The sequence below is a fragment of the Pseudomonas sp. DY-1 genome (assembly GCF_003626975.1).
GTDB lineage: Bacteria > Pseudomonadota > Gammaproteobacteria > Pseudomonadales > Pseudomonadaceae > Metapseudomonas.
The window spans coordinates 845,308-866,959 of the sequence record NZ_CP032616.1 but is presented as its reverse complement, the minus strand read 5'-3'; the positions used below and the strand labels follow the sequence as shown (position 1 = coordinate 866,959).

The 21,652-nt window shown below is 63.1% G+C and carries 20 protein-coding genes and 1 pseudogene; 11 read left to right on the top strand and 10 right to left on the bottom strand.

Annotated features, from left to right (window positions below):
• Positions 1-444: 444 nt before the first annotated feature.
• Both D6Z43_RS04365 and D6Z43_RS04360 read right to left on the bottom strand, forming a co-directional pair.
• Positions 445-1,062 carry a LysE family translocator gene (locus tag D6Z43_RS04365; RefSeq protein WP_120650773.1) on the bottom strand — a complete coding sequence of 206 codons (618 nt, stop codon included), beginning with the start codon at positions 1,060-1,062 and terminating at the stop codon, positions 445-447.
• Positions 1,063-1,183: 121 nt separating this feature from the next.
• Positions 1,184-1,759 carry a hypothetical protein gene (locus D6Z43_RS04360; RefSeq protein WP_120650771.1) on the bottom strand — a complete coding sequence of 192 codons (576 nt, stop codon included), beginning with the start codon at positions 1,757-1,759 and terminating at the stop codon, positions 1,184-1,186.
• 827 nt (positions 1,760-2,586) lie between these two features.
• Between D6Z43_RS04360 and D6Z43_RS04350 the strand changes: the two genes are divergently transcribed.
• The 3 genes from D6Z43_RS04350 (at position 2,587) to D6Z43_RS04340 (ending at position 8,523) form a co-directional block, all read left to right on the top strand.
• Positions 2,587-4,488 carry a DUF1302 domain-containing protein gene (locus D6Z43_RS04350; protein ID WP_120650767.1) on the top strand — a complete coding sequence of 634 codons (1,902 nt, stop codon included), beginning with the start codon at positions 2,587-2,589 and terminating at the stop codon, positions 4,486-4,488.
• A 20-nt stretch (positions 4,489-4,508) separates the two neighbouring features.
• Positions 4,509-5,879 carry a DUF1329 domain-containing protein gene (locus tag D6Z43_RS04345; protein ID WP_120650765.1) on the top strand — a complete coding sequence of 457 codons (1,371 nt, stop codon included), beginning with the start codon at positions 4,509-4,511 and terminating at the stop codon, positions 5,877-5,879.
• A 133-nt stretch (positions 5,880-6,012) separates the two neighbouring features.
• Entirely contained in the window at positions 6,013-8,523 is a 2,511-nt protein-coding gene (locus tag D6Z43_RS04340) for a LuxR C-terminal-related transcriptional regulator (protein ID WP_162945799.1), read from the top strand.
• Positions 8,524-8,544: 21 nt separating this feature from the next.
• On the opposite strand, the gene D6Z43_RS04335 is transcribed toward D6Z43_RS04340, so the two are convergent.
• The 7 genes and pseudogenes from D6Z43_RS04335 to D6Z43_RS04305 form a co-directional block, all read right to left on the bottom strand.
• Positions 8,545-9,408, bottom strand: a complete 864-nt coding sequence (locus D6Z43_RS04335) for an MBL fold metallo-hydrolase (protein ID WP_120650761.1) — start codon at positions 9,406-9,408, stop codon at positions 8,545-8,547.
• Between the two features lie 42 nt (positions 9,409-9,450).
• The gene (locus tag D6Z43_RS04330; RefSeq protein ID WP_120650758.1) at positions 9,451-9,870 is read right to left on the bottom strand and encodes a DUF6691 family protein; all 420 of its coding nucleotides are present in this window, start codon (positions 9,868-9,870) and stop codon (positions 9,451-9,453) included.
• The gene (locus D6Z43_RS04325; RefSeq protein ID WP_120650756.1) at positions 9,867-10,307 is read right to left on the bottom strand and encodes a YeeE/YedE family protein; all 441 of its coding nucleotides are present in this window, start codon (positions 10,305-10,307) and stop codon (positions 9,867-9,869) included. The genes D6Z43_RS04330 and D6Z43_RS04325 overlap by 4 nt, the downstream gene beginning before the upstream one ends.
• Before the next feature lie 116 nt (positions 10,308-10,423).
• Positions 10,424-10,693, bottom strand: a complete 270-nt coding sequence (locus tag D6Z43_RS04320; RefSeq protein WP_120650754.1) for a metal-sensing transcriptional repressor — start codon at positions 10,691-10,693, stop codon at positions 10,424-10,426.
• A pseudogene (locus D6Z43_RS28665) lies at positions 10,690-10,994 on the bottom strand (EAL domain-containing protein); the annotation flags it as partial. The pseudogene D6Z43_RS28665 and the gene D6Z43_RS04320, both read right to left, overlap by 4 nt.
• On the bottom strand, positions 10,990-11,154 hold the full coding sequence (locus D6Z43_RS28660) for an MHYT domain-containing protein (RefSeq protein WP_371924403.1): 165 nt from the start codon (positions 11,152-11,154) through the stop codon (positions 10,990-10,992). The pseudogene D6Z43_RS28665 and the gene D6Z43_RS28660, both read right to left, overlap by 5 nt.
• 140 nt (positions 11,155-11,294) lie before the next feature.
• Positions 11,295-11,741 (bottom strand): Lrp/AsnC family transcriptional regulator, encoded by a 447-nt coding sequence (locus tag D6Z43_RS04305; RefSeq protein ID WP_120650752.1) that lies wholly within the window; start codon positions 11,739-11,741, stop codon positions 11,295-11,297.
• Positions 11,742-11,874: 133 nt separating this feature from the next.
• Here D6Z43_RS04305 and D6Z43_RS04300 point away from each other — a divergent pair, with 133 nt between their 5' ends.
• From D6Z43_RS04300 to D6Z43_RS04265, 8 genes are all read left to right on the top strand, one after another.
• Complete coding sequence (locus D6Z43_RS04300; RefSeq protein WP_120650750.1) at positions 11,875-12,495, top strand: LysE family translocator; 621 nt, start codon at positions 11,875-11,877, stop codon at positions 12,493-12,495.
• 354 nt (positions 12,496-12,849) lie between these two features.
• Positions 12,850-13,950 carry a polyamine ABC transporter substrate-binding protein gene (locus tag D6Z43_RS04295; protein WP_120650748.1) on the top strand — a complete coding sequence of 367 codons (1,101 nt, stop codon included), beginning with the start codon at positions 12,850-12,852 and terminating at the stop codon, positions 13,948-13,950.
• A 444-nt stretch (positions 13,951-14,394) separates the two neighbouring features.
• The gene (locus D6Z43_RS04290; RefSeq protein ID WP_120650746.1) at positions 14,395-15,549 is read left to right on the top strand and encodes an amine dehydrogenase large subunit; all 1,155 of its coding nucleotides are present in this window, start codon (positions 14,395-14,397) and stop codon (positions 15,547-15,549) included.
• Between the two features lie 12 nt (positions 15,550-15,561).
• Entirely contained in the window at positions 15,562-16,101 is a 540-nt protein-coding gene (locus D6Z43_RS04285; RefSeq protein WP_120650744.1) for a MauE/DoxX family redox-associated membrane protein, read from the top strand.
• 3 nt (positions 16,102-16,104) lie between these two features.
• On the top strand, positions 16,105-16,716 hold the full coding sequence (mauD, locus tag D6Z43_RS04280) for a methylamine dehydrogenase accessory protein MauD (protein ID WP_120650742.1): 612 nt from the start codon (positions 16,105-16,107) through the stop codon (positions 16,714-16,716).
• An 18-nt stretch (positions 16,717-16,734) separates the two neighbouring features.
• The gene (locus D6Z43_RS04275; RefSeq protein ID WP_120650740.1) at positions 16,735-17,256 is read left to right on the top strand and encodes a methylamine dehydrogenase light chain; all 522 of its coding nucleotides are present in this window, start codon (positions 16,735-16,737) and stop codon (positions 17,254-17,256) included.
• Positions 17,257-17,273: 17 nt separating this feature from the next.
• Positions 17,274-17,801 (top strand): cytochrome C, encoded by a 528-nt coding sequence (locus D6Z43_RS04270; RefSeq protein ID WP_120650738.1) that lies wholly within the window; start codon positions 17,274-17,276, stop codon positions 17,799-17,801.
• A 210-nt stretch (positions 17,802-18,011) separates the two neighbouring features.
• The gene (locus D6Z43_RS04265; RefSeq protein WP_120650736.1) at positions 18,012-20,570 is read left to right on the top strand and encodes an EAL domain-containing protein; all 2,559 of its coding nucleotides are present in this window, start codon (positions 18,012-18,014) and stop codon (positions 20,568-20,570) included.
• A gap of 361 nt (positions 20,571-20,931) precedes the next feature.
• On the opposite strand, the gene D6Z43_RS04260 is transcribed toward D6Z43_RS04265, so the two are convergent.
• Positions 20,932-21,603, bottom strand: a complete 672-nt coding sequence (locus D6Z43_RS04260; protein ID WP_120650734.1) for a DUF3313 domain-containing protein — start codon at positions 21,601-21,603, stop codon at positions 20,932-20,934.
• Between the last annotated feature and the right edge of the window lie 49 nt (positions 21,604-21,652).

The window sequence follows — 21,652 nt, the reverse complement described above, 5'->3', positions numbered from 1 at the left end:
CGCTGGGGGTCACCTGCGGCGGCTTTTGTTGTTGTTTATGCCCGGATAGGGGCAGCGGACACTATCGGCGCCTTGATCCCGCGGAGACATTCGCACAACTACGAAGCACGACTACGTAATACTACGTAGCCAGCATGCCCCTTCTCAGGGCACTCGACTTTCCTGTGGAGGTGATTTCAATCGCCATGTCTGCGTCAGCTGTTGCGAGAGATTCACCATTGGGCCAAGAACCTTGTAGGAGCTGGCTTGCCAGCGAAACGGGGCCATTCGCTGGCAAGCCAGCTCCTACGGGCAATGCAGCTGCTTGCAACACGTAATGCAGAGAGAGCCATTTCAATCGCCAAGCGGACCGCAGGTTCGCCCTTCGGCCGCATCGACACACGCTCTGATGGGTATCGCTCCGCTCCACCGCATCCTACGGAACTGCACGTCTCGCCCTGGTGCTCAGCGACTGAGCAGCAACCGTCCGCCCAAGCCCAGCAGGAACACGCCCATCAGAGTCTCGAACACCGCCTTGAAGCGCATGAAGCCGCTGCGTACTGCGGGGCTGGAGAAGAGCAGTGCCATGCTGCAGTACCACAGGCCGGAGAATCCGGCGGCGATGACGACGATGGCTGCATGGAACCAGACCGGCGCTTGGACCGGGACCATCACGGCGAAAATGCTGCCGTAGAAGGCCAGCGCCTTGGGGTTGGTCATGCTGACCAGGTAACCCTTGCGGGCGGCAGCGAAAACGCCGGACTCGAGGGCCTCAGGCGTGGCAACCGGGGGCTTGCGCGCCCCGAGGATCATCCGGCCGCCGAGCCAGATCAGGTAGGCGGCACCGGCCAGCTTGATGCCGAGATAAAGCCACTCCACCTGTGACACGATCAGCCCCAACCCGGCGACAGCCAGCAGCGCCCAGGTGGCGGAGGCAGCTGCCAGGCCAAGCCCGGTGGCCACACCGGCACGGCGCGAGCTGAGGGTCGCGGTGGAAGTGACAATGGCGAAGTTGGGACCGGGGCTGACGACGCTCAGCACCAGGACGCCGGAAATGGCCAGCAATGCTGCGAGGTAGTCCAAGGCAGACTCCTGTCGGATCGGTCGGGAAATGTGGGCCAGTATATCCGTGCTGCCGCCGACGGCGAAGGATGCCTGCCGAGACGCCCTCTCCCGCCAGGGAGAGGGCTATGAGCGTGGAGCCTCAGGGCGTCAAAGGAATGGGGAGGTCGTCGTTCATGTCATCCGGCAGGTTGTTTCTCACCCGCGGAATGCCTGCCGCGAACCAGCTGGAGTTGGCGGCATTGCGGATCAGCAGCACCGGGCTGTCGCAGGGATTCGGTGGGACGGGATCGAAGACGTCGTTGATCACGAAATCACCATCCTCGGTCAGGGGGACGCCGACCAGGTCGGTGCTGCTTTCAATGAAGGGCGCGACGCCGCCGCAGAACAGGGTAGCGAACACCGATTGTCCAGTGGCCCTGCCGATGTTGTTGCCACCGCCCAGGATCAGCCCCCGCCCTTCGGCCCGGAATGCTCCCGTGATGCTGACCCTGGCCTCGAAGGTGCGAATAACCCAGATCTGCCCGGCGGGCTGCACACCGCGCACCAGGTTGCGATTGACGACCGTGGCAATGTTTTCAGTGCCCTGACCGCTGGAAACCGGCAGCACGCCGATACCACCCCTGAAGCGCAACAGGTCGTCCTCAGCGAGGGCCGTGGAGGCCAATGCGCCGGCTAGCAGCAGCACTGGAATGGCGAGTGCAATTGTTCTTTTCATTTCTGTACCTCCTGTCAGGCATCTGCCCTGGACATGGCAGGTGGCCGCTGAGCGGAGAAAGGAGGCGGGTCGGCAAGCCCTATCGCGAGGGCAGTGACCGGGCGGCAGGTGAGGTGCCGCCGGATGGATGGGTCGCTGGATTGGCGCTGGCCGTGCAGGATCGCCGTGCGAACCGCCCTTCTCCTCCGGTGGTATGTGGGCCCAAGGCCCCAACCGTCCGTCAGAGTTGGCACGAGCGCGAATAGCAAGATGGCGGGGGTGCTGAACTCTGGAAGTACTGCACCGGCGATTATAAGCCCGTGCCGTTGTGTCCCTCGCCCGTCCGTCCCCTGCCCTCCTCCAGGCCGTACCCCTCGTCGGGGATTCCCTGCGCCTCGCCGGCGGCCACCTCGGCACCCAGCAACGTCATCAGGAACAACCAGAGACAGGCACCGGCCAATGGCCAGCGGTTATTCCGGCGAAGCCGCCGGCCATACAGGACAGACGATCGACTGCTCATAGGCACTGCTCCCGGCCAACGGCCCCGGGGGTCGTCGATCACCCCGTGGCGACGACATTGGTCTTACAGGAAGGTTATGCGCCGCCACGTAGAAGCCCAGGCCTTCCATCGGACGATAACCGCCCTTCAGCCCCCGGATGCGCAACCTGCGGCATGCGCGCCTTCGGTGCCGCCCCACCAGGACGAGATGCCACCCCGCATCCTGCACCTGCCGCGCCGGAGTCGTGTCACTACAAAGTATGACTTTGAATATCACTACTTCGTCCGTTACCCGCCTTGGGAGGATTCATTAACGTTCGGCCGCCAACAGAACAATAAGGGTGGCCCCATGACTACAAGAACAAGGCACGCAGACTTCAGACCCCACGCACTGGCAGCCGCCATCGCCCTGGGTCTTTCCGCCACAGCCCAGGCGGTGACCTTCAATATCGGGGATATCGAAGGGCAGTTCGATTCATCCCTCTCGGTAGGTGCCAGTTGGTCCATGCGCAGCGCCGACCCGGACCTCATCGGCGCCAACAGCGGCGGCGACGGTCTGGCGCATACCTCCGACGACGCGCACCTGAACTTCAAGAAGGGGGAGACCTTCTCGAAGATCTTCAAGGGGATCCATGACCTCGAACTCAAGTACGGCGACACGGGCGTCTTCCTGCGCGGCAAGTACTGGTACGACTTCGAGCTGAAGGACGAGCAGCGTCCGTTCAAGGACATCGACGACAGCGGCCGCAAGGAAGGCGCCAAGTCCGCCGGCGCCCAGCTGCTGGATGCCTTCATCTACCACAACTACACCTTTGCCGAGATGCCGGGCAGCGTGCGCCTGGGCAAACAGGTGGTGAGCTGGGGTGAGAGCACCTTCATCCAGAACGGCATCAACACCGTGAACCCCATCGATGTGTCGGCATTCCGCCGTCCCGGGGCCGAGATCAAGGAAGGCCTGATCCCGGTGAACATGTTCTACGTGTCCCAGAGCCTGACCGACAATCTGTCGGCCGAAGCCTTCTACCAGTTGGAGTGGGACCAGACCGTCGTCGACAACTGCGGCACCTTCTTCTCTCAACCGGACGTGGTCGCCGACGGCTGCGACGGCAACCTGGCGGTGCTGACCCCGGCCCTGGCGCCCTTTGGCCGCGCCTTCGGCTACCAGACCACCGGCGAAGGCGTGATCGTGCCCCGTGGCCCTGACCGCGATGCCCGTGACGATGGCCAGTGGGGCCTGGCGATCCGCTATATGTTCGAGCCGCTGGACACCGAGTTCGGCGCCTACTTCATGAACTACCACTCCCGAGCGCCGATCTTCAGCGTCCAGGCTGCGAACCAGGCCACCTACCGTGAATCCCTCGGCGTTCTCGCCGGCACCTCGACACCGGTGGTGCCGGGCGCGGCTCGACAGGGCGTGGCCATCGCCAACGTCGCCGGCGGTAGCAACTACTTCATCGAGTACCCTGAAGACATCCGCCTGTACGGCCTGAGCTTCTCTACCACCCTGCCCACCGGCACGGCCTGGAGCGGCGAGGTCAGCTACCGACCCAATGCTCCGGTGCAGTTGAACACCACCGACCTGCTCTACGGCGGCGTGCGCGGACTGGCGCAGTTCGGCGGCCCGTTCGCGGCGTTCTCCAATTTCTCGATCCTCGGTGGTAATCCGGCGTCCATTCCGGGCAGCACGCTCAACGGCTACGACCGAAAGGAAATCACCCAGCTGCAGACCACATTCGTGCACTTCTTCGACCAGGTGATGGGCGCCGAGCGACTGACCATGGTCGGCGAAGTGGGCGTGACCCATGTGGGCGGCCTGGAAAGCACCAACCAGGCGCGTTATGGCCGCGACCCGGTGTACGGCCCCGGCGCCCTGCCGAACAACACCTGCCGCGCGATCAACGCCGGCACCGTCGGCCCCAATGGCGAAAACGTCAGCAAGTACTGCAACGACGACGGCTTCACCACCAGCACCTCCTGGGGTTACCGAGTCCGCGCAGTGTGGGACTACAACGACGTGTTCGCCGGGGTGAACCTCAAGCCGAGCATCGCCTGGTCCCATGACGTCGACGGCTATTCCCCCGGTCCCGGCGGCAACTTCGAGGAAGGCCGCAAGGCCGTCAGCCTCGGCCTGGATGCCGACTACCAGAACACCTACACCGCCAGCCTGTCGTACACCGACTTCTTCGGTGGCGATTTCAACACCTCGATCGACCGCGACTTCCTCGCATTCAGCGTCGGCGTGAACTTCTGAGAGCCCCGGAGGCGATCCCCATGAAAAACAAAAAGCGCATCCTGCAATCGGGCGTACTGGCACTTTCCCTGCTGGCCGCCAGCGTGATGGCTGCGGCTCCGGCCGACCAGGTGGCCACACTCGGAACCAGTCTGACGCCCATCGGCGCGGAAAAGACCGGCAACGCCGACGGCAGCATCCCCGCATGGACTGGCGGCCTGCCCACCAGCGCCGGCGAGCCAGACGCCAAGGGCTTCCTTGCCGACCCCTTCGCGGGTGAGCAGCCGCTGTTCACCATCACCGCGGCCAATGCCCAGCAGTACAAGGACAAACTAACCCCGGGTCAGCTGGCGATGCTCCAGCGCTACCCGGACACCTACAAGATCCCGGTCTACAAGACCCACCGCACGGCAGCCCTGCCTGACGAGCTCTATGCAGCCATCCGCACCAGCGCGGAAAGGACCGAAAGTCTGGATGGCGGTAATGGCCTGAAGAATTTCGAAAGCCGCTACTACGCCTTCCCGATTCCCCAGTCCGGTGTCGAAGTGGTCTGGAACCACACCACCCGTTATCGCGGCGGCAACATCCACCGCTACATGACCCGCGTGCAGCCGCAGGCCAACGGCGCCTTCAACATGGTCCACTTCGAGGACGAGGTGTCCTACCCGGCCAACCTGCCGGACCTCGACAAGGCCAAGGCAGAGAACGTGCTCTTCTACTTCATCCAGCGGGTAACCGGTCCGGCTCGCCTGGCGGGCAACGTGCTGCTGGTCCACGAGACCATCGACCAGGTCAAGGAACCGCGCATGGCCTGGCTCTACAACGCCGGCCAGCGCCGCGTACGCCGCGCCCCGCAGGTGGCCTACGACGGCCCGGCCACCGCCGCCGACGGCCTGGCCACCTCCGACAACTACGACATGTTCAACGGCTCGCCGGACCGCTACGACTGGAAACTGGTCGGCAAAAAGGAGCTGTACATCCCCTACAACAGCTACAAGCTGGATGATCCGAAGCTCAAGTACAGCGACATCATCAAGGCCGGCCACATCAACCAGGACCTGACCCGCTACGAGCTTCACCGCGTGTGGCACGTCGTGGCCACGCTGAAGCCGGGCGAACGGCACATCTATGCCAAGCGCGACATGTACTTCGACGAAGACACCTGGCAGCTCGCCGAGGTCGACCACTACGACGGCCGTGGCCAGCTCTGGCGCGTGGGTGAAGGCCATGCCCAGCAGTACTACAACCACAAGGTGCCGGGTTACACCGCCGAATCCCTGTACGACCTGATCTCCGGTCGCTACTCGGTATTGGGCCTGAAGAACGAGGAAAAACAGAGCTTCGTCTTCGGCGCCACAGCCTCGGCCGCCGACTACACCCCGGCTGCCCTGCGCCAGACTGGCGTGCGCTGAGAAATCAGCCGGCGCACTGTTGTGTCATCGATGTACTCCTGTGTTCGGCGGCCCCCAGGGGCCGCCTTTTTTGCGTACTGCGTTTTCCTCTGCAAGGATGAATTCACCCTGCGTGACGTCTTCGAGCGCCTCAATGCCGTCCAAACACCCACTGCGATTGCCACCCGGTCATCTGCCCCGCCCACGCCTGCATGAGGCCCTGCTTCAGGGCGACTGCCGCCTGCGCCTGCTCTGCTCCCCCGCCGGTTACGGCAAGAGCGTGCTGCTGGCCGAATGCCTCCAGCAAATCCCGGAAGGCACCCGCGTGGCCTACCTCGACCTGCGCGGCGAAACGCTGTCGCCGAACGACTTCACCCGGCGCCTGACCGAGTCCCTGGGCTGCGAAACCTCCGACTTCGCCACCCTGCGCCAGTTGCTGGCGTGCGAACAGCAGCCCTTGTGGCTGGTGCTGGATGACTACTCGCGCTTCCCAGCAGTAGAACTCGACCGCTTGCTCAACGAACTGATCCAGTCAGCTTCGCGACAAGTGCAATGGTGGATCTCCAGCCGCCGCCGGCCGCAGCTTCAGCTGGCGCGCATGCTGCTCGATGGCGACCTTTTCGAACTGGGCAGCAACGAACTGGCGTTCACCGCAGCGGAAACTGCCCAACTGCTCCAGCACGCTGACCAGGGCGCCTCCTGGTCGGCCGCCCAGGACCTGCAACAGGAAATGCGCGGCTGGTGTGCCGGCACCCTGCTACGGATGCTTGGTCTCAAGGCTGGCACCCAGCAGGCCGCGGAGCTGTATCGCTCGCTGTTGCAGGACTACCTGCGCCACGAGCTGCTCGATGCCCTGCCACCCGAATGGCAGCAGGCGCTATTCACCCTGGCCCACTTCCCGCGCTTTGACCTCGAGCTGTGCGAGCACCTGCTCGGCACGGGCGAAGGTGGCCACCTGTTGTCGCAGTTGCGTGAGTGCGGCCTGTTCATCGAAGCGCTTGGCGACGACGAACATGCCCTGTGCATCCTGCCGGCCATCGCGCCCCTGCTGGCAGCCCAGCTGCCCTCAGGCATGAGCCGAACCCTCTATCGCCGCGCATGCCAGTGGTACATGAGCCAGGACCAGATTCGCCCGGCGCTGGAATATGCCCTCAAGGCCGAGCAACCGGAAGTGGCTGCCAGCCTGATGCAGCACTACACCCGTGACCGCCTGTTGCAGGGACGCAGCCTGGCCCTACTGATGCAATGGCGCAGCGAGCTGCCGGAGACCCTGCTGGAAAGCACTCCGCGCCTGGTCCTGCTGAACGCCTGGGCATTGTTGCTATGCGGCCGACTGGACGAATCCCAGCGACTTACCGACAACCTGGCGCGCTTCCTCCCCCAACCCGATGCACGCCGTCAGCGGGGGTTGCTGGCGCAATGGAAAGCCCTGGCGGGCAACCTGGCCTTCCACCGTGGGCAATCCGGCCAGGCCCGGCAATTGCTCGACGAAGCCGTCCCCGAACTCCCAAAACACGCCTGGGCGCAGCGTCTGTTCTGCTGTGCCCTGCAGTTGGAACTGGCATTGATCGAAGGCCGCCTGGACGACGCGCAGGCCCTGAATCGCGTGGCCATCAAGGAAGCCCGCGAGCACGCGAGCCCGGCCATGGAAGCCGTGTTCGCCTTGGGGCATGTGAAGCTGCTGGAACTGCGCGGAGAACTGCTGCGCGCGGAAACCCTGCTCAAGCGCGTGTACAGCGAACTGAGCGTCGCCTGGGGCGCGGAAGCCAGCCCCATGCGCGGACGCGTGCAATTGCGTCGCGCCGCCCTGCTGTTGCAGCAAGGGCGCTATGAGGCAGCCGAAGAGGCCTACCTCGCCGGCCTTCAGGAAAGCCAGGCGTGCTCCGACGCGGCTGCGTTCTGGGCCTTCCTCGGCCTGGCAGAACTGGATGCCCTTCAGGAAGACCTGCCGAGGGCCTTCACACGCATTGCCGATGCCGAACGAATGATGCAGTACCGGCATATCAGCGTGCCGATGTACCAGGGCCTGCTGGTGCGCGCCAAAGCGCGCCTGTGGCTGCACCAGGGTCGCTCCAGCCATGCCGAGAAAGCACTGCTCGCCTTGCCCCCCGAAGCTTTTGAGATGTCCCCCTATGGTGCGCCCGACCTGCACCTGCGCCTGCGCCTGCTACTGGCGCAGGCGCGCTTGGCAAATGGCGTGGTAAGTGAACCCCTGGCGCAACTGGAAACCATGCTCGAGCAAGCAACGGTAGAAGGGCGCCGACCACTGGCCTGCGAAATCGGCTTCAGCCTGGCCGAAGGCCTGTACGCCGACAACCGCCAGGCGCGAGCCCGCCAGGCCTTGCTGGAGGCTCTGGCGCTTTCGCGGCAAATGGGCCTGGCCAGCGTCGAACGGGCATTCGCCCTGCGCAACCCCGCAATGATGCGTTGGTCTGGCGAAAGCGCTGGTGCCGACAACAACGTGTCGGCCTCCCTATTGAGCCGGCGTGAGCTGGAAGTGCTGCGGCTGATCGTGCGTGGCCACTCCAACCAGCAGATCGCCGAAAGCCTGTTCATCTCCCTGCATACGGTGAAAACCCACGCCCAGCGGATCAACTTCAAGCTCGGTGTAGAGCGCCGCACCCAGGCCATCGCCCGGGCCAAGGAACTGGGGTTGGCCAACTGAGGTGCCCTGCCCTGTTTGGCCTTAGAGCACGTCCAGGGGGATCTTCAGGTAGTGGATGCCATTGTCTTCGGCGGGCGGTAACTGACCGGCACGCATGTTCACCTGCACCGCCGGCAGGATCAGCGCCGGCATGGAAAGAGTGGCGTCCCGCGCGGTACGCATGGCGACGAAGGCGTCTTCGTCGATGCCCTCGTGGGCATGCACGTTCTGCGCACGCTGTTCGGCCACCGTGGTCTCGTAGCAGTACTCGTCCCGCCCCGGCGCCTTGTAGTCATGGCAAAGGAACAGCCGCGTCGCATCCGGCAAATCGAACAGACGCCGGATAGATCGATACAGGGCGCGGGCGTCACCACCTGGAAAATCGCAGCGGGCCGTGCCGTAGTCGGGCATGAACAGGGTGTCGCCGATGAACGCGGCATCGCCGATCAGGTAGGTCATGCAGGCCGGGGTATGACCCGGCGTATGGATCGCCAGCAGCTCCAGGTTGCCGATGGCCAGGCGGTCACCGTCCTGTAGCAGACGGTCGAACTGGCGCCCATCGGTGGCAAAGCCTTGCCCGGCATTGAATAGCGTGCCAAAGCGCTGCTGCACTTCAGTGATCAGCCCGCCGATGGCCAGCCGCCCTCCCAGCTCGCGCTTGAGCCAGGCGGCGGCGGACAGATGATCGGCATGCACATGGGTTTCCAGCAGCCAGTCGACCGTCAGGCCCTGCGCCCGCACATGGTCGGCAATGCGCCCAGGCCCGGCATGGGACGTCCGGCCACTGGCGGCGCAGTAATCCAGCACCGGGTCGATGACGGCGCAGTGGCCGCTGGCGGGATCGCTGACGACGTAACTGTAGGAACAGGTGGCCTCGTCGAAGAAGGCTTCCACGCGCGGATTCATGGAATGAGCTCCAAGGCAGGTCTTTTCAGCTTAGTTTCCTGGTCAAGGCCTGTGCCGAGCTTCCAGCCAGGCGTAGAGGCACATTCCGGCGAGCATCGCCAGAACGAACAGCCAAGCCTGCCAATGGCCAGCGGTCAGCAGCACCAGCGCTGGGCCTGGGCAGATACCGGCAATCCCCCAACCCGCCCCAAACAACAGGCTGCCGCCGATCAACCGCAGGTCGGGTTCACGCCGGGTAGGCAGTTGCATGGGAAGCCCCAGCCACGATCTGGTCCGGCGTCTGGCCAGAGTGAACGCCGGCATGGCCGCGGCAATGGCCGCGGCCATCACCAGGGCCAGAGAAGGGTCCCAGGCACCGGCCAGGTCGAGGAAACCCAGTACCTTGGCCGGGTCGGCCATACCGGCAAGCAACAGCCCCAGGCCGAAGAGCACCCCGGCTAGCAACGCGCTGACCCGGCTCACAGGCCCGCTCCGATCTGGTGCCGCAGCAAATAGGTGGTAATAAAACCTGCCGTCATGAAGGACAGGGTCGCCACCAATGAACGCGGCGACAGGCGCGATAGGCCGCAAACACCGTGGCCGCTGGTGCAACCTGATCCATAGCGGGTGCCGACGCCCACCAGCAAACCGGCCAACAGCAGTGCCGGCCAACCCGACTCGAAGCGGACCCGAGGCGCCCCGGCGACGGCCATCCAGAGCAGCGGCGCCAGCAGGAGGCCCGCGAGGAACAATGCCTTCTCGGCCCGACCGTCGCCCGTCCGCTCCAGCAGGCTGCCGAGCAACCCGCTAATACCGGCGATGCGGCCATTAGCGAGGATGAACAGGCCGGCGGACAGTCCGATCAGCGCACCGCCAGCCAGGGCACTCCAGGGTGTGAAAGCAGGCCAGTCGATTGTCATCGTGGACTCCTGGCCGTGACGGCCGCAGGGATTAGGTTGGTGAAATAATATACCCCCAGGGGTATACGATCCAGACGCGCAAGTCCCCCACATCCACAATCCTTGCCCATCTGGTGTCAGGTGTACTTCGTAAAGATGGCGCGGACGCGCTCGAGGGTGTCGGCCGTTTCCTGTTGCGGGTCGAGCACGGCTGCTTCCAGCAGGCACATCAGCATCTGCTGGTAGGCGCGGTCGAGCGCCTTGCGTGAGGCGCCGAACTGCTGGGCGATGGCTTCACAGTCGTCGCCCCGGCGGATCATGGCCTGCAGACCGCGAATCTGTCCTTCGACACGGGCGAGGCGCTTCAGCATGGCCTCCTGATGCTTCGCCACCACATCGCTGGTCATCGATTGCCTCGTCTGACGATTACCCCTGGGGGTATGAAATTATCGCAGCGCCCCGCCTCATGCCAGGCTTTGATTCCGCTCATGAACTGCTCCGCCGGCACCGGCTTGCCAAACAGGAGGCCCTGCAGGGAATTGCAGCCTAGTCCGGTGAGGAAGGCCTGCTGGGTTCGGTCCCCATCCCTTCGGCGACGATGCGCAGGTCCAGCGCCTGGCCGAAGGCGACGGTGGCGGAAATGATCGCCGCGTCGTCGCTGTCGCGCTCCAGGTCGCGGGCAAAGCCGCGGTCGATCTTCAGCTCACTGCCAGAAGGGTTGCTCGGGCTGGTTCCATAGCGAGAAGCCGGAAACCAGCACGGCAATCAGCAGCGAAAGCAGCGTCAGCGGAAGGTCGTAGCCCAGTGCAGTGGGCAAACTGAACGCGAGAATGCCGATGAAGTGCATGGACCCGATACCGATGCCCATGGCAACGGCACCGCCGCAGAACCAAAGCACCGCGCCACGTCCCTGGCTGCTGGATACCTGCCCGGCCAGGTCCAGCGACGTATAGAACGCGAGGATAACCACCTGCGCAGTTGCCCCCACAAGGTTCTGCCCCCGTGCGATCAATCGCGCGGCGGCTCCACCCCGCGCAGGGGAATCGGTGCCGACATGACAATGGAAGTACGGGTCTCGCCGAAGTGATTGATGCTGCCGACGAAGCGCTCCAGATGACGGATATCCCGCGTCACAACCCGCAGGATGAAGGAGTCCTGCCCGGTGACATGCAGGCACTCCAGCACCTCCGGCATCGTCTGCAACTGGGCGATCAGCCGCGCCTTTTCCGGCTGCGGCGTGGTCATGCCGACCAGTGCCATCACCTGGTAGCCGGCCTTCTCTGGCGACACCGAGGCACGATAGGCCTCGATTACCCCGGCCTCCTCCAGACGCTTGAGGCGCTCGGAGGTGGCGGGTAGGGACAGCGCCACCTTCGATGCCAGGTCGGTCAGGGAGATCCGCCCCTCACGCTGCACGACCTGCAGGATTTTCCAGGACTTTGCATCCAACTCCATATTTTTCAGGCCCCCTCGCTAAAACTCGTTAAATATTCAGGAGATCCGCAAAAACCACCGTAATCCCTGCATTCAGGCTAAGTGCAGTGCAGCGCAGACTATTGCCCAAGTCCACTACCCCGGAGCCTTCCGCATGGAAGCCCTTCTGTTTCTCAAATCCGTCCTGATTGGGCTGTCCATCGCCGCCCCCGTCGGCCCCATCGGCCTCCTGTGCATCCAGCGAACCCTGGGCCACGGCGCGCGTATCGGTTTCATCAGCGGCCTGGGCGCGGCGGCCGCAGACGCCTGCTATGGCGCGCTGGGCGCCTTCGGCATCGGCGCCATTACCAGCGTCTTCGTTGCACTGGCCTCGCCGCTCGCCCTGGCTGGCGCCCTGTTCCTGGCCTGGATGGGCATGAAGATGCTGCGCGCAACGCCCCCGGAACGCGCCGCCAGCGCCAGTGACCCGGTCCAGGCGCTGCCGGCCTTTGCGTCGGTGTTCCTGCTGACACTCAGCAACCCGATGACCATCCTTTCCTTCGTTGCCATCTTCGCCACCCTGTCCGGCGGCGAGGCACTGTCCGGCGCGGACGGCCTGGTGATGGTGCTCGGCGTGTTCTGCGGCTCGGCGCTCTGGTGGCTGGCCCTGAGCCTTGGCGTATCCATGATTCGCCACCGGCTGGGCGTAAGCGCCATCCAATGGATCGACCGAACTGCAGGCGTTTTCCTGCTGGGCTTTGCCGCCTGGCAGCTGGTGCGGGTGATTGCCAGTTGAATCCTGTGGGAGCGATTTCAATCGCGAAAAAGATTTCACGCGCTGAGGCAGGATCCCTGCGCCGGGCTCATCCCCGAACTTGTAGGAGCGAGCTTGCTCGCGAATAGCCCGAGCACAATCTTTCGCGAGCAAGCTCGCTCCTACAGCAAATCGATACGGTCAGCTGGGTAGCCTGGTGCCACTGGCCGTTACGCCCGGTAATCCCCACTCACTTCAATTCCCCGCCACCGGGACCATTAACCGATGTATATCGGCCTTTCCATTTATATGGCGCGGCATTTGCTTTCAAAATTGCGACCCAAACAGATAGATATCGATTTAGGTCCAACTCAAGCCACCCAAAGGTTGCCGCAATTGATCAAGCACAGACTCCCCCGCCTCCTCGGCGCCGCTTTGTGCGGCCTGCTCGCCACCCATGCCCTGGCCGAAGAACGCACCCTGCGCGTCTATAACTGGTTCGACTACATCACCCCGCAGACTCTGGACAACTTCAAGAAAGAGAACGGCGCCAAGCTGATCTACGACATCTTCGACACCAACGAGGCGCTGGAGGCCAAGCTGCTCACCGGCAATTCCGGCTATGACGTGGTGGTGCCGTCCAACGTCTTCCTCGCCAAGCAGATCCAGGCAGACGTGTTCCAGCCTCTGGACCGCAGCAAGCTGCCCAACTGGAACCATCTGGACCCGCAGCTCATGAAGCTGATCGAGGCCAATGACCCGGGCAACCGCTTCGCCGTGCCCTACATGTACGGAACGGTGCTGATCGGCTTCAACCCGGCCAAGGTAAAGGCAGCGGTGGGCGAGAACGCCCCGGTGGACAGCTGGGACCTGATTTTCAAGGAAGAGAACATCGCCAAGCTCAAGCAGTGCGGCGTGGCCCTGTTGGATTCGCCGTCGGAAATCCTGCCCATTGCCCTGCACTACCTCGGTCTGCCGCCCAACAGCAACCAGCCCAAGGACTACGACAAGGCTGGCGAACTGCTGCAGAAGATCCGCCCCAACATCACCTACTTCCACTCCTCCAAGTACATGGCCGATATTGCCAACGGCGACATCTGCGTAGCCGTGGGCTACTCGGGAAGCTTCTCCCAGGCGGCCAACCGCGCCAAGGAAGCTGGCAACGGAGTGGTTGTGGACATGCGTCTGCCCAAGGAAGGTGCGCCGGTCTGGTTCGACATGCTGGCGATCCCCAAGGGCGCGAAGAACCCCGAGGACGCCCATGCCTTCATCAACTACCTACTGCAGCCCCAGGTGATCGCCCCGGTCAGTGATTTCGTCGGCTACCCGAATCCAAATAAGGACGCCACCGCCCTGGTCAGCCCGGAGATCCGCAACAACCCCAACCTCTATCCCACCGCCGAGGCCCAGGCCACCCTCTTCACCCTGCTGCCGCTCGAGCGCAATGCCGAACGTGCCCGCACCCGTGCCTGGACGAAGCTGAAGTCGGGGACCTGACGGCCTCGCGGCTCCCCGTAGGGGCGACTTCAATCGCTACGTCTGCGTTAGCTGTTGCGAGAAATTTTCCCTCGGGCCAAGAGCCTTGTAGGAGCTGGCTTGCCAGCGAAACGCCGCCATTCGCTGGCAAGCCAGCTCCTACGGGCAATGCAGCTGCCCACAACATGTAATGCAGGCATAGCCATTTCAAGCGCCAAAGGCGGCGTAACTGCCCCCCAATGCAATTCCACCACTCACTCTCCCTGCCTCAGTTCATCCCCCACCCGGTCTATGCTTTCTGACGCGTTCTCCAAAGCGTTGGCAGCCTGCCAAAAGAAGTGGCACAGGCACACAAGGGGTTGGCACGGACAACAAGCTCCACGCCGACTGCCAGCGGCAGACTAGGACTGCAGATTTCTGCCCTGCACCCGCAACAAAGACCAATAATTCAGGGAGCCGCCCCGTATGCGAATATCCAGGATCCTCGCCCAATCGACGCTGGCATTGGGCGTTGCCCTCGCTGGCATCGGCACCGCCAGCGCCGAGCTGCCGGCCGATCCGGGCATCGGCCAGACCACCTTGCCCTTCCCGCCGGAACCGCACCGCGCTTACATCATCGACGTCGAGTTCGAGAGCTTCGTCGCCGGTCGCGTGACCGTGGTCGACCCCGAGAAGAAGAAAATGCTCGGCATGGTACCCACCGGCTTCGCCGCGCCGTCCACCCTGAGCCGCGACGGCAAGACGCTCTTCACCGCCGACCTGTTCTACTCCCGTGGCACCCGTGGCACTCGCACCGACGTGCTGACCGCCTGGGACACCAGCACCCTTTCGCCTTCCTATGAAGTGCTGATCCCCACCAAACGTGCCGAGGCCCTGACCCAGCGCTACTCCCTGGGCACCAGCACCGATGACCGCTTCGTCTACGTCTACAACTTCACCCCGTCCACCTCGGTGACCGTGGTCGACGTCAAGGCCAAGGCCGTGGCCGGCGAAATCTCCATTCCCGGTTGCGTGCTGAACTACCCCGTCGGCAAGCGCGCCTTCGCCTCCCTCTGCGGCGACGGCAGCGTGCAACTGGTGACGCTGAACGACGAAGGCAAGGAAATCTCCCGCACCCACACCGCCTTCTTCGACCCCAATGCCGAGAAACTGGTGGAGCGCGCCTACGCCGTGGGCGACATCTACTACTTCGTCACCACCACCGGCACCGTGCGCGGTGTGGACTTCTCCGGCAAGCAGCCGAAGGTCCTCGAAGCCTGGGACCTGGTAACCGACGCCGCCGAGAAGAAAGCAGGCTGGGCTCCTGGTGGCTGGCAGCTGATCACCGTTGCGCCGAAGCTGAATCGCCTCTACGTGCTGATGCACGACGCCCATGAGCCGATGAAGTGGGAAGACCCGAGCCCGATCGTCTGGGTCTATGACCTCAAGACCCACAAGCGCATCGGCACCCTGGAAGCGCCGAACCCGATCTGGAGCCTGCAAGCCACCAGCGATGAGAATCCCCTGCTGCTGGGCACCAACATCGCCGGCGGCCTGGAAGTATTCGATCTGAAGAGCGGCCAGCACACCGGGACCATGGAACGCATCCAGAAGACCGCGACCCAGATCCTCAGCCACTGACGAGGTGCAGCCATGCAACTTGATCCCATATTCATCATCGCCGCCGCCCTCGCGGTCGCGGTGATCCTGGCCAGCGCGGCGACCCACAAGCTGCGTGCGCCGGCGCGCTTCGCCAACCAGGTGGAGGATTACCAGTTGCTGCCTCGCGGCCTGGTGCGCCCGGTCGCAAGGGTACTGCCCTTCATCGAAGTGGCCGTGGCCTTCGCCCTGCTGGTACCTGCTAGCCGCCACGCTGCCGCGCTGGCCGCAGCCGCACTGCTGGCCGGTTACGCCGGGGCCATCTCGATCAACCTGTGGCGTGGCCGCCGCGACATCGACTGCGGTTGCGCAGGCCCTGAACAGGCCCAGCCGATCCGCCCGGTGCTGCTGGCGCGCAACGCCGTACTGGTGAGCCTGGCGCTGGTCGCCAGCGTCGCCCCCCACACCCGCGAGCTAGGCGCCTTCGACATCTTCGTCGTAATCGCCGCCAGCGCCGCGACCCTGCTCCTCTATGCCGCTGCGGATGGCCTGATGGCCAACGCTCCACGTCTGCTCAAACTCATTGGAAGGTGAATTATGGAAGCCCTGATCGTTTCCAACGTCCTGCTCTGGTGCCTCTTGATCGCTCTGGCCTTTGCCGTCATGGGCCTGGTGCGTCAGATTGGTGTACTTCACGGCCGCCTGGCCCCGGCCGGCGCGCTGATGGTCGATAAAGGCGTGGCTGTCAACGAACCCGCCCCGAAAGTCACTGCCGCCGACCGTAACGGCCGCCCGGTGAACTTCGGCTATGCCGGCGAGAAAGCCCAGCTGCTGTTCTTCCTCTCGCCCACCTGCCCCATCTGCAAATCCCTGCTGCCGGCCATCAAGTCCATCGCCAAGGACCAGGCCGACCGCCTCGAAGTGATCTACGTCAGCGACGGCGACATGGACGCCCAGCAAGCACTGATCGCCGAGCACAAGCTGGAAGACGCCACCTACGTGGTCGGCCCGGAAGTGGGCATGACCTACCAGATCGGCAAGCTCCCCTACGCAGCGCTGGTGGACAAGGCCGGTGTGCTGCGCTCCAAAGGCCTGGTGAACTCCCGCGAGCACCTGGACAGCCTGTTCGAGGCCGAACACCTGGGCAGCGCCACTCTGCAGCAGTACCTGCACAACCACTCGCATTCCCACGGCGCACATAACCACTAACAAGGAAGGGAGCACCCAATGAAACTGCTAGACCGTCTGTTCGAACGCTCCACGCGCCACGTGGCCGACACCACCTCGCGGCGCAAACTTCTGGCCCGCCTGGGTTCGCTGATGGTGGCTGGCGCCGCCCTGCCGGTACTGCTGCCGATCGACCGCACCAGCAAGGCCCTGGCCGCCGAAGCCCCGAAGGCCGGCGATCCGGGTGATCCCAACAGCTGCGACTACTGGCGCTACTGCTCCGTCGACGGCTTCCTGTGCAGCTGCTGTGGCGGTTCGGTGACCTCCTGCCCGCCCGGCACCGAGGCCTCCCAGGTGACCTGGATCGGCACCTGCCGCAACCCGGCCGACAACAAGGACTACATCATTTCCTACAACGACTGCTGCGGTAAGCACAGCTGCGCCCAGTGCGCCTGTACCCGCAACGACAGTGAGGAACCGGCGTACCGTCCGTTCAACAACAACGACGTCAACTGGTGCCTGGCGGCCAAGTCGCACATCTACCACTGCACCGTTTCCATCATCCGCGGCGTCGCGATCTGACCCGCCGGAGGGCTGCCATGCGTTACCTGTTGATCGCTGGACTGATGTGCGCCATGGCGGCCCCGCTGGCCATGGCCCGCGCCATTCCGGACCCGAACCAGAAGCACGCGCCGGGCAACGAAGAGCCACAAAAGCCCATTTCCCAGGCCGGCTACAGCACCCCGGTGAACTACCAGCTGCAATGCGCTGGCTGCCACCTGGGCGACGGTACCGGCTCCAAGGCCAACGACACGCCGAAGATGAAAGGCTTCGTCGGCAACTTCCTCAAAGTGGAAGGCGGTCGTGAGTTCCTCGTGCGGGTGCCAGGCATGTCCCAGTCGGCGCTGAACAACGCCCAGCTGGCCGATCTGATCAACTGGATGATGCGCAAGGACGGCATTGCCGGCAGCAGCGTGCCGGACGACTACAAGCCCTACACCGAGGCTGAAGTCGCGAAAATCCGCAGCGTCACCCTGCTCAACCTGCCGGACACCCGTGCGGGCCTGATCAGGCAGATGCGCGAAAAAGGCATCACCATCGACGATGGCATGGACGACGCCTACTGAGTTTTATGCTGGACGGCTTGTGGCCCGCCTTATGGCGGGCCTTTTTTTGCCTGCGGGAAAGAGCCTTGCTGCCCACAACTGATAGCTTGAGTGGTGGTACTGATGCAGCCACAATCTGGCTCCAGCAGTGGGCAAGCGAAGTACTGATGCTTCAGATGCCTGGGTGCCAGAAGCCGCTATGGCCCTGTCGATTGGTCAAGAAGGATTTGCATGGCCTTTCCCAACGTTGAAGAACCATCCCGAATCGCCGCTGGTTCCAGTGCCTGGTTTACCCGTAAGACCCTGGTGCGCACGGCCTCCCTGCTTGCCCTGGCTTTCGTTCTGATGGCGACATTCCTGGTCAGAATTGCCCTTAGCCAGAATGAACAAGCCCTGGTGCAGAGTACGTTCTTTGCTGAGAAAGCCCTGAAGTCACGGCAAGAGAACCTCCTGAGGTCTATCAGCGACTACGCATTCTGGGGAGACGCGTACCAGAACCTTCACGCGCGGGTCGACATCGAGTGGGCTTACACGCGCCGTAACCTGGGGTCCTCTCTTTTCGAAGACTTCGGTTATGAAGGAATCTTCGTGATTGCACCCGGCAATCAGACGGTTTACGCGGTAATCAACGGGCAATTGGAGCCGACCTCTGCCCAGCACTGGCTCCAGGGGGATGTCTCGGCCCTGGTCGAGCGAGCAAGGTCGCTGGCAGGTGAGCCCGCGCCTGTCATAGGTACGTTTCAGGTATCCGGCCAGCCAGCACTGGTTGTCGCCGCTGTATTCACTCAAGGGGGCGACCCGATGACCCCCGCGGTCCCCGGCGCGCCTTCGGTCCTGCTCTTCGCCGATACGCTCACACCCACGAAGCTGGACTCGCTCGGGAAAGATCACGCACTGCCGCAGCTTCGCAGCCCCAGAAGCGCCCAGGATGCAGAGGAACAGCCGCGCCTGATGCTCGCATCCGGGCAGGAGACGCCGCTACTCCTGCGCTGGACCCCGCTGAGGCCTGGTGATGAGCTGCTCATGATCCTGTTGCCACTATTGGGTGTCGCGGGCCTTATCGTGGCTGGGCTGGGCTGGCTGGTGACACGTCAGAGCCTGGCCTCGGCAAGACGGCTGGATGAAAGCTACTCCAGCTTGCAAGCCAGCGAGGCACGGTTTCAGGACATCGCCGAAGCGACCTCTGACTGGCTTTGGGAAACCGATGTAGAGCTGCGTTTCACGTTCCTCTCCAGTCGCTTCGAGGCGGTCACCGGGCACACCCCTGATACCTGGATCGGACGTCCCCTTGGTGAATTGCTCCAGGCGAGTACGGAGCTGGGCGCCGACTGGCTCAACCGTCCAACAGAAATCGCGACACCTCACGCGCCTCTGCAGTGCCGTTACCGGTCAGCCGGCGGGAAATACTGTCTGTGTAACCTCATGGTACGAGTAATCAGTGGGCCATCCGGCATAACGGGATATCGCGGAACCACCTGCGACACCACCGCGCTGACAGAAAGCCAATTGCGCGTGCAGCACCTTCAGCACTTCGATGAGCTCACCAGTCTGCCCAATCGCAGTCACCTGTTTGAGGTCTTGAGACAACGCCTGGGTTTGCTGCAGCCAGAGAGCGAGAGGTTGACCTTGATGGCAATCAATCTTGCCCACTTCAAGCAACTCAACGATCACCTGGGGCGCACAGGGGGAGATCAGGTACTGGTCCAGTTTGCACAACGATTGGAAGAATTCTTCGCTGCCGAGGTCCAGATATTTCGCTACACCAACGATGAGTTCGTCGTGCTGCTCGATGCTGGCTACTCGAACCGAGAGAAGGTCAACGAACTGTGCAAGCAGCTCGTGGGATATGTCGAACGCCCGCTGTTCATCGCCGATGAAGAGTTCAGGCTCGGCATCCAGGTCGGAATAGCAGTAGCCCCAGAGGATGCGGATACCGCACGCGAACTGCTGCGCTGTAGCGAAATCGCGCTTCATCAGGCACGAAAACTGGAGCTTGGCAATTATTGGTGCTTCTTCAGTCGCGAGCTCGAACGCCAAATGGTTTCCGAACGGCAGCTGGAGCTGGAACTACGCCACGCCATTGCGAACGATGAATTGCGTTTGCACTTCCAACCACGTCATCGTACTCGTGACCTGAAGCTGAGTGGGATGGAAGCCCTGGTGCGTTGGCAGCATCCCCGGCTAGGTCTTATCGGTCCTGGCGATTTCATTCCGCTGGCAGAGCGCAGTGGCCAGATTGTGGCGCTGGGCACCTGGGTATTACGAGAAGCCTGCATGCAAGGCAAGCGCTTTGGTGCCCCCCTCTTCGTTTCGGTCAACCTTTCCGCCGAACAATTCCGCAGACCCGGACTGGTGGCGCAGGTGCGGTCTGCATTGGAAGACAATGGCCTACCGGCTAGCCGTCTGGAACTCGAGATCACCGAAAGCATGATGCTGGATGATGCCCAAGGAGCGCTTGAGACCTTGAAAGGACTGAGTGAGCTTGGGGTCCGCTTGTCCATGGATGATTTCGGAACGGGATACTCCTCCCTCAGTTACCTGGGGCGGTACCCGTTCGACACCCTGAAGATAGACCGCAGTTTTGTTTCCCGACTCAAAGAGGGCAGCAACCTCGCTGTCGTGAGCGCAATCATCCAGCTCGGCCATGCATTGTCGATGACAGTCACCGCAGAGGGCGTGGAAACCGCTGAACAGCTCGAGTCACTGCGCGACCTGGGATGCGATGAGCTCCAAGGCTATTACCTGGGACGCCCGCTGCCCGCAGAAAGCTTGCGTGCGCTCAACCCATGAGGCTCGAAACAGCCTGTGAATTCCGGCCCTGGCCGGGCTTCCGCCACGCACAGTGACCGATCGCCCCATGTCCTACCTAAACCCAGTGTTTGTGGATTCAATCGATAGCTGCCGCTCGCCATCGGCAGCTTCCGGCCATAAGGGACATCAGGTAGACAATTAGATCTCTCCCCTCTTTCTCCAGATCAAGCGGATGCGCGCAAAAGGCATCACCATCGACGATGGCATGGACGACGCCTACTGAGTTTTATGCAGGATGTCTTGTGGCCCGCCTTATGGCGGGCCTTTTTTTGCCTGCGAGAAAGAGCTGCGCCGCGACAGAGGTTGCTCCCTGGCCTCACCCTGCGGCAGCAGGCCTGAATCAGGGGCGTTTGTGGATCTGGAGATAGGCGAGTCTCATGTCGTTTGCCCAGCCGTCGATCACCGGCTGGATGTTCTTCACCGAAAGCACGGCCTCTTTGTTCTCCAGACTTTCGCCAGTGCCTTTGCGCACGACCTCCGCCAGGAGCCGGGTATTGCCCCCATCGAGGAACATCGCTTCAGTGGCGATTTCCACTTGCTGGTCCCGGGCGCCAATCGCGGTGGAGGTTGCGGCGACGACAAGAGCGATGGGAATCACCTCGTAAGGTTTGAGCCCCTCGGTGGACGTCGAAACAGCCGTAATGGCCGGGCGCACGACGATACTGTCGGCCGTGGGCGAGTCGCTGATCCTCACCACCGATCCGAGCTCTCGCTTGAGCGCCGCATCGTAGTAGCGGGTGATGTCATCCAGCGTGGCCTGGGGTATCTGCGCACTGGTCTGAGGACGCGGGTAGAACTGGCTGGGCTCCAGATAAATGCTGCTATAGCGCGACAGATCGATGTCGGGGTCTATCCAGCGGGCGACCTTCGCCCCACTGACGGACTTCTGCTCTTCCAGCACCTTGTAGTTGGGGAGGAACCCCGAGTAATTAGCGGGCTCGACCATTGTGCTCGAGCATCCCCCCGCAGCCAGAAGTGCAGCGACCGTTACAGCAATCAAGTTCGAACGCATGATGAAGCCCCCATGAAAATAATCTGAATGCCCGCCTTCCATTTGCCTG

What these genes read in the sequence shown, in the direction of transcription:
- D6Z43_RS04275 (WP_120650740.1), top strand. Translation starts at nt 16,735, where the DNA reads ATGAAACTGCTAGACCGTCTGTTCGAACGCTCCACGCGCCACGTGGCC.
- D6Z43_RS04335 (WP_120650761.1), bottom strand. Translation starts at nt 9,408, where the DNA reads ATGAATCCGCGCGTGGAAGCCTTCTTCGACGAGGCCACCTGTTCCTAC.
- D6Z43_RS04350 (WP_120650767.1), top strand. Translation starts at nt 2,587, where the DNA reads ATGACTACAAGAACAAGGCACGCAGACTTCAGACCCCACGCACTGGCA.
- D6Z43_RS04325 (WP_120650756.1), bottom strand. Translation starts at nt 10,307, where the DNA reads ATGACAATCGACTGGCCTGCTTTCACACCCTGGAGTGCCCTGGCTGGC.
- D6Z43_RS04340 (WP_162945799.1), top strand. Translation starts at nt 6,013, where the DNA reads ATGCCGTCCAAACACCCACTGCGATTGCCACCCGGTCATCTGCCCCGC.
- D6Z43_RS04300 (WP_120650750.1), top strand. Translation starts at nt 11,875, where the DNA reads ATGGAAGCCCTTCTGTTTCTCAAATCCGTCCTGATTGGGCTGTCCATC.
- D6Z43_RS04305 (WP_120650752.1), bottom strand. Translation starts at nt 11,741, where the DNA reads ATGGAGTTGGATGCAAAGTCCTGGAAAATCCTGCAGGTCGTGCAGCGT.
- mauD (WP_120650742.1), top strand. Translation starts at nt 16,105, where the DNA reads ATGGAAGCCCTGATCGTTTCCAACGTCCTGCTCTGGTGCCTCTTGATC.
- D6Z43_RS04285 (WP_120650744.1), top strand. Translation starts at nt 15,562, where the DNA reads ATGCAACTTGATCCCATATTCATCATCGCCGCCGCCCTCGCGGTCGCG.
- D6Z43_RS04345 (WP_120650765.1), top strand. Translation starts at nt 4,509, where the DNA reads ATGAAAAACAAAAAGCGCATCCTGCAATCGGGCGTACTGGCACTTTCC.
- D6Z43_RS04270 (WP_120650738.1), top strand. Translation starts at nt 17,274, where the DNA reads ATGCGTTACCTGTTGATCGCTGGACTGATGTGCGCCATGGCGGCCCCG.
- D6Z43_RS04290 (WP_120650746.1), top strand. Translation starts at nt 14,395, where the DNA reads ATGCGAATATCCAGGATCCTCGCCCAATCGACGCTGGCATTGGGCGTT.
- D6Z43_RS04260 (WP_120650734.1), bottom strand. Translation starts at nt 21,603, where the DNA reads ATGCGTTCGAACTTGATTGCTGTAACGGTCGCTGCACTTCTGGCTGCG.
- D6Z43_RS04320 (WP_120650754.1), bottom strand. Translation starts at nt 10,693, where the DNA reads ATGACCAGCGATGTGGTGGCGAAGCATCAGGAGGCCATGCTGAAGCGC.
- D6Z43_RS28660 (WP_371924403.1), bottom strand. Translation starts at nt 11,154, where the DNA reads ATGGGCATCGGTATCGGGTCCATGCACTTCATCGGCATTCTCGCGTTC.
- D6Z43_RS04360 (WP_120650771.1), bottom strand. Translation starts at nt 1,759, where the DNA reads ATGAAAAGAACAATTGCACTCGCCATTCCAGTGCTGCTGCTAGCCGGC.
- D6Z43_RS04265 (WP_120650736.1), top strand. Translation starts at nt 18,012, where the DNA reads ATGGCCTTTCCCAACGTTGAAGAACCATCCCGAATCGCCGCTGGTTCC.